We start from the raw sequence: 10,744 nt of genomic DNA, 5'->3' as shown, positions 1-10,744 counted from the left end.
CTGCCCGGTCAACCCGGATTCCGGCCCTCCACACCGCTCCGGTCAGCGGCATTCCCGGCCGGTAGGCCAGATGTGTGGGCGAGGGCGCGTCGAGGAGTTGGACATCAGCCCGGTGCCCGACGGCGATCGAACCGACCGCGCGTGCGCCGTCGGCATCGGGCCCGGACTCCCGTCGAAGGGCCAGCGCTCCCCCGTAGGTGGCTGCCCGTACCGCTTCATGGACGCTGAGCCCCATCTGCAGGACTGCGGTGGTGACGCAGAAGGCCATGGAACTGGTGTAGGACGTGCCGGGGTTGCAGTTGCTGGCGAGCGCCACCGGTACGCCGGCGTCGAGCAGTGCCCGCGCCGGGGCGAGCGGCTGGCGGGTCGAAAGATCGCACGCGGGCAGGCAGGTGGCGACGGTCCCCGGAAGCGTCCCGGATGCCGGCTCCCACCCGCTCCAGGAAGCGGCGAGCGCGTCGATGTCCGTGGGAACGAGGTGGTTGACGTGGTCCACGCTTGCCGCCCCGAACTCCACGGCGAGCGCCACGCCTTCGCCGGGTCCGAGCTGGTTGCCGTGCACCCGCAGTCCGAGCCCCGCGTCGCGGCAGGCGTTCAACACGGCACGGCTCTGCTCCGGGGTGAAGGCACCACGCTCACAGAACACATCGGCCCACCGGACGTAGGGCAGGACGGCGTCGAGCATGGGGCCGCAGACGAGTGCGGTGTAGGCCTCCGGTTCGATGCCGTCCGGGACGAGGTGCGCTCCGAGGAAGGTCACCTCGTCCACCACGCCTGCCGCGATCCGTGCACTGCGGGCTTCGTGCTCCACATCGAGGCCGTACCCGGTCTTTGTCTCCAGATAGGTGGTGCCCCCCGCGTGTGCCTCCGCTACCCGTCCGAGCAGCAGCCGGGTGAGCTCATAGTCGGCGGCCTCGCGTGTGGCCCGCGAGGTGACGGCGATCCCTCCGGCGGCATAGTCAGCTCCCGCCATCCGCGCCTCGAACTCGGCGGTCCGGTCTCCTGCGAAGACCAGGTGGGTGTGGCTGTCCACCCACCCCGGCAACGCGCCCCGACCGCCGGCATCGTGCACGGAGTCCGCAGCCGGAGCCTTCCCGGCCTGCCCCACCCAGCTGATGCGCTCGCCCTCGAGGACGACGGCGGCGCCCTGCAGGACCCGGTGTTCGGGGTCCTGGGTCATCAGCTCGCCGATGTTGGTGATGAGCAGTGACATCAGGAACGCTCCCAGGGATGGGTGAACCGGTGGCCGGGCTCGCCGGCGGGGTTCTGCGCTGTGGCCGCCGCGTCGAGACGGGCGATGGCTGAGGAAAGAAGGCCCGCCGGGTTCCCGAGGGTTTCGTGAACACCGTGGCGGGCCACCAGGTGTCCCCCGACGACGACGGCGGTGACGTCCTGCGCGGTCGCGGAGAAGACGAGTTGCCCCCAGTGGGAGCCGGCCGTGCGGGTACTGCGCTGGTCGACCGCCATGAGGTCGCAGGCTGATCCGGGGTGAATTCCGGGGCCCGGCCTGCCCTGGGACGACGCTCCGCCCTCCGATGCGATCGAGTGCAGGAACTCGGGAGTGAAGGAGCCGCGCCGGCCGCTTTTCAGGCGCTCGCCGTATTCGAGCGCCCGCATCTCGAGCCACGGGTCGATCACTGCGTGCTGGTCGGTGCCGAGGGCAAGCCGGCATCCGGCGGCCGCCAGCTCGTGGGCCGGGCCGATTCCGTCGGCGAGGTCGGCCTCCGTGGTGGGACAGAGGACAACGCTCACCCCGGCGTCGCCGAGCAGGCGGATGTCCTCGGCTGTCAGGTGCGTCGCGTGGACCACTGAGAGCCGGTCCGTCAGCAGCCCGTGGCGGGCCAGGAGGCCGGTGGGTGTGAGTCCCGTTGACCGCAGGCAGTCCTCGTTCTCCGCGGGCTGCTCGGAGAGGTGGATATGCAGCGGAAGATCGGCGGGTAGTTTGCGGGCGATCACGGCCAGCGCCTCCTCCGGCACTGCCCGCACTGAATGGATCGCAGCACCGACACTCACCTGGTCCGGGTGGAACGTGGTGGCGAACGTGCGCCGGAGATCGGCCAGGCGTGCCAGCCACGCGGAGGCGTCGGGGTCGGCGAAGCGCTGCTGCGAAGAGCCGGGCGGCTCACCGAAGCCCCCGGCAAGGTAGCAGGTGTCGAGCAGGGTGAGACGGATCCCCGCACGGACGGCCGCCCTGCCGAGCGCGAGCTCCACGGCGTGACGGTCGGCACCGTCGTAGGCCCTGCCGTCCGGCTGGTGGTGGACGTAGTGGAATTCGGCGACGCTTGACCAGCCCGCCACCACCATTTCGGCATAGACGGCGGTGGCAAACTCCTCGTAGTTGTCGGGCGTCAGGGCATCCGCCGCACGGTACATCTTCTCGCGCCAGGACCAGAAGCTGCCGAGTCCGTCGTGCGTGCGCCCCCGCAGTACCCGGTGGAAGGTATGCGAGTGGGCGTTGGCTGCCGCGGGGAAGACGACCCCGTCGAGCAGGAGGTCTCCGTATTGCGCCCGGACGCCGGGGAGAACCGAGGCGACGATCCCGGATGCATCCACCTCGATCCGCACCGAGTCACAGACCCCCTCGGCGCCGAGCCAGGCATACTCGCACCAGACGGCGACACCGGCTGGTGTCACAGGAGATCCTCGAGCACGTCGGCCAGCGCGGCGGCTCCGGCGTCGGCGTCGTCGCGCTCCACGAATTCCTCGGGTGAGTGGCTGACGCCGGTGGGGTTCCTGACGTAGAGCATCGCTGCCGGGACAAGGCCCGAGAGCACTGCGGCGTCGTGACCGGCGCCCGTAGGCAGGAGGGGCGCGCCCTTCAGCGAGTTCTGCAGGGTCCGCTGGAGGGCAGGGTCGAAGGAGACGGTCCCGCTGCGCGACTCCGCCGTGAGGTTCACCGAACAGCCCTCGAACGCCGCGGCCATCTGCGCCTTCCCGTGGATCCTCTCGACGAGGGCGGCGGTGACGGCGTCGTCCTCGTGCCGGATGTCGAGCCACAGGTCCACCCTCGAGGCGATCACATTCGTCCCTCCTGGGACAGGCTGGAGCCGGCCGACCGTGGCGCGCGCGCCGTCCTCGGCCCGCGCAACGCTCCTGACAGCGAGCACGATCTGCGCTGCGGCAATCATCGGGTCCGCGCGGTCGGCCATCAGCGTGGTGCCGGCGTGGTTGCCCTGCCCGGATACCGACAGGCGCCAGCGGCCGTGGCCGAGGACCGTCGACCCGACGGCGACGGCGGAGTCCAGGTCGATCAGTCCCCTGCCCTGCTCCACGTGGAGTTCGACGAAATCGCCGATGTTCGCCAGCGTTCCGTCATCCCGGCCCAGATGGGCCGGGTCGATACCGGCTGCCCGGGAAGCCTCCGCAAACGTGACGCCGTCGGCATCGGTCAGGTTGCGGGCGGCGTCAGCGTCGATGGCGCCGGTGAGGAGTCTCGACCCAAGGCAGGAGACGCCGAAGCGGGATCCCTCCTCCTCGGGGAAGACGGCGACGGCGAGCGAGCGGTTCGGCCGGACGCCGCGCGCACGGAGGAGATCCACGGCGGCAAGCGCCGAGGTGACCCCGAGCGGCCCGTCATAGGCGCCTCCCCCGGGAACCGAGTCGAGGTGGCTGCCCGTGACGAGGGCGCCGGCACGTCCACCCTCCCCCGCGTCCCACCAGCCCCACAGGATGCCGTTGCGGTCCGTCTCGACGGCCAGCCCCCGGCGTCGTGCTTCCTCTGCGAACCATTCCCGCAGGGTGAGTTCGGCGCCGGTGTAGACACCGCGGGAGTACCCTCCGCGGAAGGCATCCCGCCCGACGTCGGCGATGGAGTCGAGAAGGGCTGAGACGGAATCCATGGGAGCCTCCGGGATCGAAGTGAGGATGCGGGACGCGATACGGAATGGGTGCAGAACGGTGCGGGACGGGTGTGGCACGGGTGTGGCACGGGCATGCGGATCAAGGCTAGCGGACGGGCCAATGGGGTTTCGTCAACCCTGCAAAGGAATCCGGACGCCACGCTCCGCGGCAACCTCGACGGCCCGCGGATAACCGGCGTCGGCATGGCGGATGACGCCCATGCCGGGGTCGTTGGTCAGCAGCCTCTCCAGCTTCTGCGCCGCGAGGTCAGTGCCGTCCGCCACCGACACCTGGCCCGCATGGAGGGACCGACCGATCCCGACACCCCCGCCGGAATGGATGGACACCCAGGTGGCCCCGGAGGATGTGTTGAGCAGTGCGTTGAGCAGCGGCCAGTCGGCGACGGCGTCCGAGCCATCGGCCATGGCCTCGGTCTCGCGGTAGGGCGAGGCGACCGACCCCGAGTCCAGGTGGTCGCGGCCGATGACGATCGGCGCCGACACCCTGCCCTCGGCGACGAGCCGGTTGAACAGCAGTCCGGCCTTCGCCCGGTCGCCGTAGCCGAGCCAGCAGATCCGTGCCGGAAGCCCCTCGAATTCCACGTGCTCGGCAGCGGCGTCGAGCCAGCGGTGCAGGTGGGCGTTGTCGGGAAAGAGGTCCTTGAGCGCGGCATCGGTGACAGCGATATCGGCGGGATCCCCGGACAGCGCGACCCACCGGAACGGGCCCATCCCCTCGCAGAACAGCGGGCGGATGTAGGCGGGGACGAAGCCGGGAAAGTCGAACGCCCGCTCATACCCGCCCTGGCGGGCCTCGTCGCGGATGGAGTTCCCGTAGTCGAACACCTCCGCTCCCGCGTCCCGGAACCCGACCATGGCCTCGACGTGCAGTGCCATCGAGGCCTGCGCCTTTCGGGTGAAACCCTCCGGATCCGCCTTCGCGACGCGGTCCCACTCGTCCAGACCGATGCCGACGGGCAGGTAGCTCAGCGGGTCGTGGGCCGACGTCTGGTCGGTGACGATGTCGGCGTCGAGCCCCCGGCGGAGCAGGTCAGGCAGGACGACGGCGGCGTTGCCCACCACTCCCACGGACAACGGGCGCCTGGCGGCCCTCGCCGCGAGCACCTGCTCCACGGCGTCGTCCAGCGAGCCGGCGACGACGTCGAGGTACCGCTTGGCCACGCGGCGGCGCAGGCGGGCCTCGTCGACGTCGACGATCAGCACTGCTCCGCCGTTCAGGGTGACGGCCAGGGGCTGTGCTCCGCCCATGCCACCGCAGCCAGCGGTGAGGGTGAGCGTTCCGGCGAGGGTGCCCCCGAAGCGCTTGTCGGCGATCGCGGCGAAGGTCTCGAAGGTTCCCTGAAGGATCCCCTGAGTGCCGATGTAGATCCACGAGCCGGCCGTCATCTGGCCGTACATCATCAGCCCCTCGGCTTCCAGGCGGCGGAATTCGGGCCACGTGGCCCAGTCATCCACGAGGTTGGAGTTGGCGATCAGCACGCGCGGCGCCCAGGGGTTGGTGCGGAAGATTCCCACGGGCTTCCCGGACTGGACGAGGAGCGTCTCGTCGTCGTCCAGGGACTCCAGTGAGCGCACGATGGCGTCGTAGGCCTCCCAGCTCCGGGCCGCGCGACCCGTCCCGCTGTACACGACGAGGTCCTCGGGCCGCTCCGCGACCTCGGGATCCAGGTTGTTCATGAGCATGCGCAGCGGCGCCTCGGTCTGCCAGCTCCTGGCGCGCAGCCCGGTGCCGCGGGGAGCCCGGATGGAACGCGACGGATCGTGCTGGGTGAAGGTGGCCGGGGCGGCGGGCGCGCCGGGGTGCGGGACAGGAGCCGGAGCGGGGGCTGCAGGTGGAGCCGGGGATATGCGAGCGGTCATGCGAGTTCTCCTGGGGTTGGACCGGCCGGATCGCCGTGACTGAAGGGAAGGGAGATGGCATCGGGAATGGAGGGGGCACCGGGATCGGGTGCGGCCTGGAGCAGTCCGGATGCCTCACGGGCCACCAGCGCACCGACTGCCCGCGCTTCGGCCTCGCTGATACGGTAGCTCGGCACCACGACACTGAGGGCGGCGACGGCGCGGCCGCCGGGTGACACCGGAGCAGCGATGGCGGTGACGTCCGTCTCGACGCCGTTCCGCACCACCACGAAGTTCTCTGCAGGGACCGGGCGCGTCAGCACGGCCCCGACGGCTGTTCCCGACAGCGGGATGCTGCGGCCGACCCAACTGGCATGGCGCACCGAATGCGTTCCCTCACGCATGGCGAGGTAGACGCTTTCGCCGTCGTGGGACGGGACGCTCAGGTAGGCGGATTCCCCGGTGAGCTCGACGAGCCGGTCGAGGGACGTCTCGGCCAGGGAGACGAGGGATTCGGAGCTGAGGGCCAGTGCCCCGAGCTGGACCACTCGCAGCCCCGGACGGAAGCTGCCGACGGAATCCCGGCGCACAAAACCTGTTGATTCGAGTGTGCGCAGCAGCCTCAGGGCGGTTGAGGCGGAGAGGCCCGCCCTGCGGGAGGCGTCGGCCAGGGTCAGCGAACCGCCGTCGCACACCGCCCCCAGCAACACCAGGGCGCGTTCCACCGTGCGGGTGGATGATTCGGCCACGGCACGTCTCCTCTTGCGTTGTCGAGCACTTTGTATTTCACTTATTGAAACTGTATTTTCAGCTAATGGCAAGGGTAGACATTGAGGCATTCCACGACGTTCCCCCCGGTCCCCCTGGGCACCGGGCCCCTTCACCTGGAACAGGTGGTGTCGATCGCGCGGCACGGGCGCCGGGTAGAACTGACACCGGACGCGCTGGAGGCGATGACGGCGTCCCGGCTGGTCATCGATGCGCTGGTCGACGACGACACCCCGCACTACGGGGTGTCCACCGGGTTCGGGGCGCTGGCCACGAAACACATTCCCCTCGACCAGCGCACCCAGCTGCAGCGGAGCCTCATCCGCAGCCATGCGGCGTCCTCGGGCGCCGAAGTGGACCGCGAGGTGGTGCGCGGACTCATGCTGGGCCGGCTCTCGACCATGGCCACCGGGCGCACCGGTGTACGTTGCGTGGTCGCCGAGACCTATGCCGCGATGCTGAATGCTGACATCACGCCCGTCGTCGGCGAATACGGCTCCCTCGGCTGCTCCGGCGATCTCGCACCGCTCTCCCACGTGGCCCTCGCGCTGATGGGCGAGGGCTACGTCCGTACGGGTGACGGCGAACCCGTGCCCGCCGCCGAGGCCATGGAGACGGCGGGCATCGCTCCCGTCGAACTGCGCGAGAAGGAAGGGCTCGCCCTCATCAACGGCACCGACGGAATGCTCGGCATGCTGGTCCTCGCCTCGGCAGACCTGCATCTGCTGCTGAAGACGGCGGACCTCGCGGCCGCGATGAGCGTCGAGGGGCTCCTCGGCACCGACGCGGTGTTCGGCGCCGACCTCCACGCACTGCGCCCGCACCCGGGACAGCGGGACTCGGCGGCGAACATCCGGGCCCTCCTGCAGGACTCGCCCCTCATTCTTCAGGAGCTGACGTCGGAGACCGGCCGCCACCGCTTCACGCGCGTCCAGGACGCGTATTCGCTCCGCTGCGCACCGCAGGTGCATGGCGCCGCCCGGGCGACTCTCGCCCATGCGCGAAGCGTTGCGCAGATCGAACTCGGCTCGGCGATCGACAACCCCGTCATCACCCGGGACGGCCGCATCGAATCAAACGGCAATTTCCACGGCGCGCCCGTGGGCTACGTCCTGGACTTCCTCGCTATCGCCGTGGCCGACGTGGCATCCATGAGCGAACGCCGCACTGACCGCTTCCTCGACACGGCCCGCAGCCACGGCCTCAACGCCTTCCTCGCGCACGACCCCGGGGTGGACTCGGGCCACATGATCGCCCAGTACACGCAGGCCGGAATCGTCTCCGAACTCAAGCGCCTCGCCAACCCCGCCTCGGTGGACTCCATCCCGTCCTCGGCCATGCAGGAGGACCACGTCTCCATGGGGTGGGCCGCCGGCCTGAAGCTGCGTCGCGCCCTGGACGGACTCACGCGGGTCCTCGCGATCGAGATCCTCACCGCGGCGCGGGCGCTGGACATGCGCGACGGCGGACTGGCCACCTCCCGCAGTTCGGCCCCCATCCGGGCGGTGCGGGCCGTACTCCGCGGCGTCGTCCAGGGTCCGGGGACCGACCGCTACCTCGCACCGGAAATCGAAGCCGCGCGGGTCCTGGTCGACAACGGCTCCCTGGTCTCGGCCGCCGAGGAAGCGCTGGGCACGCCAATGGACTGAAGGATGCCGGATCATCCTGCCCGGACGGGGATCGTCACCCGGAGGACCGTCTCATCCGGCCGGGACTCGATCTCGATGGTGCCCGCATGGCGCTCGACCACGATGCGGCGGGCGATGTCGAGGCCCAGCCCGGTACCCTTGCCGACCTCCTTCGTGGTGTAGAACGCTTCGAACGCGCGTCGGGCCACCTCCGGAGGAATACCCGGACCGGTGTCGCCGATCTCGACCATCACCGCCCCGCCGTCGGTCGAGGTGGCAATCCGGAGGGTGCCGGTACCGCCCATCGCATCGAGTGCGTTGTCCATGAGAATGGTCCACACCTGGTTGAGCTCGCCCGCGTAGGCGTCCACCCGGGGCACACCCACACCGTAATTCCGCACCACCTGCACACCGCCGTCCCGCAGTTTGTGCCCCAGCATGACCAGGGTGCTCTCCAGACCCTCGGTCACGTCGATGTTCTGCAGCGACCCGCGGTCCATCTGGGAGTACGACCGGACCGCGGCAACGAGCTCGGACACCCTCCGCGTCGACTCCTTGACCTCGCCGAGCAGCGCCGCCACGGACAACGTGCCGGCCATCCACTCGAGGCCCGGTTCCAGGTCGGCCTGCCCGAGCAGCGCCTCGGCCCGCTCGCACCACGCGATATCCACACCGGCCGCGGCGAACGTCGGACCGAGCAGCCAGCCCCGTTCCACTCCATGACCGGAAAGCCACTCCGAGAGGGCTTCCTCCCGGTCCGCGAGCGCAAGCGGGTCCGGCGCGGGGCCCGGCGGCCCCACCTCGGCCAGGAGGGCCTCCAGGGCGACGAACCGGGCTGCGGAGACCCCGTTGTGCGCCAGCCTTCCGAGGGAGGAGAGCAACAGCCGGGAGGCCTCCTCCAGAGCATCGACCGCGCGGGTCGCCGCGGCTGCCGGGTTGTTGATCTCGTGGGCGAGACCCGCGGCGAGCGTCCCCAGCGTCACGAGCGCCTCCCGCTGGCGCACCGTCGACTCGATACTGCGCGCCGTACCGTACAGGCCTTCGATGAGGTGCACACCGAAGGGGAACCAGGCGTGAAAGCTCGCCCGCAGCCGCTCCGCCGGGACGCTGAGCACCCGCCCCTCCACTGCTCCCCTGCCGGTCGCCAGATAGACGCCGTGCTCGTCCCAGGCGCGGAACCCGCCGGCCCACCGCCCGGGCACGTTCATCCGGCCGACCACGTTGTCTTCCCGGCCCACGTGGCGGATGAGGTCGAGGGCGCCGTCGATCAATACCCACCAGTGGTCCGCGTGCTGTCCCTGCTGGAAAAGGTCCACCCCCTTCTCGATGCGCACCTCCGTTCCGGCCGTCACGAGTTCGGCGAGCTGATCATCGCTCAGTCCGTCGAAGAGGACGATGCCGCGCAGGTCGTCGACGCGCATCAGATGGTGGCCAGGTAGCGGTGCACAAGGTAGACCGACATCGCGCCTTCGCCGACAGCCGACGCGACGCGTTTCATCGAGTCGAGCCGCACGTCGCCCGCAGCGAAGACTCCGGGCACGCTGGTCTCAAGGGCCAGGGGAGCACGGGCCAGCGGCCAGCACCCGGCGTGGGCCGGGGCCAGCAGGTCTGGTCCCGTGACGACGAACCCCAACCTGTCGCGGACGACACCGGGCCCCAGCCACCCGGTGCGCGGCGACGCACCGATGAAGACGAAGAGCCAACTTGTTGACACCTCTTCGGTACCGCTGGAGTCCCGGTCGGCAATCGTCAGGCTTTCCAGGTGCCCGTCGCCGCGGGCCTCCACGATCTCGCTCCGGTACCGCACCTCGATGACGGGAGAGGAGGTGATCCGCTGCACGAGGTACTGCGACATGGTTGCGTCCAGCGCCCCGGCCCGGACCACGAGGACCACGCGCCGGGCGAAGCGCGAGAGGTTGAGGGCGGCCTGGCCGGCCGAGTTCGCGGCACCGACGATGTAGACGTCGTCGCCCTCGCACTGGCTGGCTTCGCTGGCGTCCACGCCGTAGTAGACGCCGCGACCGTTGAGCTCGTCGAGGCCCGTGGCCTCCAGCCGGCGGTAGGCCACCCCCGTCGCGACGATCAGTGATCGTGCCTCGATCTCCCCGGAACCGTCGAACAGCACCGCGTGCACCGGCCCCCGGGCCTCGAAGCCGGCTACGTTCTGCGCGAGCACCAGTTCGGCGCCGAAGCGGGTGACCTGGGCCATGGCGCGCTGGGTGAGGTCGGAGCCGCTCAGGCCTTTCGGGAATCCCAGGTAGTTCTCGATGGCCGCGCTCTGGCCGGCCTGGCCACCGGGCGCCTCCCGCTCCACGATGACGGTACTGAGTCCCTCCGATGCTGCGTAAACGGGCTCATCGTAATTGAGGGTGTAGGTGGGGTCTGAAGCCGCCTGATTCGAGCAGGCTGCGGGCGATGTAATTGGTGAGGTTACGGAAGCCGAGGGCCGAGCCGCGGAGGTGCTCGAGGCGGCCATTGATCGCCTCCGTGGGCCCGTTGGAGGTGCCGGGGCGGTCGAAGAACGCGAGCACATCGACGGCGCGTTGCTTCAGGGTCCGGCCAAGCCGGCGGATCTCGACCAGGGCGGCGGGCACGCCGTTGGTGACCGCGCCGATCACGGCCTGCATCAGCTCCTTACCCTTCGTCTTA

General features: G+C 70.2%; 9 protein-coding genes. 1 reads left to right on the top strand and 8 read right to left on the bottom strand.

All coding sequences use genetic code 11. The annotated features are described in order from the left end of the window. From Y704_RS19860 to Y704_RS19845, 5 genes are all read right to left on the bottom strand, one after another. Positions 1-1,213, bottom strand: a 1,213-nt coding sequence (locus Y704_RS19860; protein WP_081747487.1) for an amidohydrolase family protein, incomplete at its 3' end; no start/stop codon positions are given. Further along, entirely contained in the window at positions 1,213-2,634 is a 1,422-nt protein-coding gene (locus Y704_RS19855; protein WP_081747486.1) for a formimidoylglutamate deiminase, read from the bottom strand. The genes Y704_RS19860 and Y704_RS19855, both read right to left, overlap by 1 nt. Continuing rightward, positions 2,631-3,839, bottom strand: coding sequence for an allantoate amidohydrolase (locus Y704_RS0108295; RefSeq protein ID WP_026549784.1), 1,209 nt, complete (start codon positions 3,837-3,839; stop codon positions 2,631-2,633). The genes Y704_RS19855 and Y704_RS0108295 overlap by 4 nt, the downstream gene beginning before the upstream one ends. Positions 3,840-3,971: 132 nt before the next feature. Further along, positions 3,972-5,720: a urocanate hydratase gene (gene hutU, locus Y704_RS19850; RefSeq protein ID WP_081747485.1), complete on the bottom strand. Its 1,749-nt coding sequence runs from the start codon at positions 5,718-5,720 to the stop codon at positions 3,972-3,974. Beyond that, positions 5,717-6,448, bottom strand: coding sequence for an IclR family transcriptional regulator (locus Y704_RS19845; RefSeq protein WP_051476832.1), 732 nt, complete (start codon positions 6,446-6,448; stop codon positions 5,717-5,719). Before Y704_RS19845 ends, hutU begins: the two co-directional genes overlap by 4 nt. A gap of 81 nt (positions 6,449-6,529) precedes the next feature. Between Y704_RS19845 and hutH the strand changes: the two genes are divergently transcribed. Further along, positions 6,530-8,116, top strand: coding sequence for a histidine ammonia-lyase (gene hutH, locus Y704_RS0108280; RefSeq protein ID WP_026549783.1), 1,587 nt, complete (start codon positions 6,530-6,532; stop codon positions 8,114-8,116). An 11-nt stretch (positions 8,117-8,127) separates the two neighbouring features. Here the strand turns inward: hutH and Y704_RS25550 are convergent, their stop codons facing one another. From Y704_RS25550 to Y704_RS23350, 3 genes are all read right to left on the bottom strand, one after another. Further along, complete coding sequence (locus tag Y704_RS25550) at positions 8,128-9,516, bottom strand: ATP-binding protein (RefSeq protein ID WP_026549782.1); 1,389 nt, start codon at positions 9,514-9,516, stop codon at positions 8,128-8,130. Continuing rightward, positions 9,516-10,517, bottom strand: coding sequence for an NAD(P)/FAD-dependent oxidoreductase (locus tag Y704_RS19840; protein ID WP_081747493.1), 1,002 nt, complete (start codon positions 10,515-10,517; stop codon positions 9,516-9,518). Before Y704_RS19840 ends, Y704_RS25550 begins: the two co-directional genes overlap by 1 nt. Further along, a partial coding sequence (locus tag Y704_RS23350) for a transposase (RefSeq protein ID WP_162149389.1) occupies positions 10,450-10,744 on the bottom strand: 295 nt, incomplete at its 5' end. The genes Y704_RS19840 and Y704_RS23350, both read right to left, overlap by 68 nt.

This window comes from Arthrobacter sp. Br18 (assembly GCF_000520555.1).
Taxonomy (GTDB): Bacteria; Actinomycetota; Actinomycetes; order Actinomycetales; family Micrococcaceae; genus Arthrobacter_D.
This window is presented reverse-complemented; position numbering and strand designations above follow the sequence as displayed.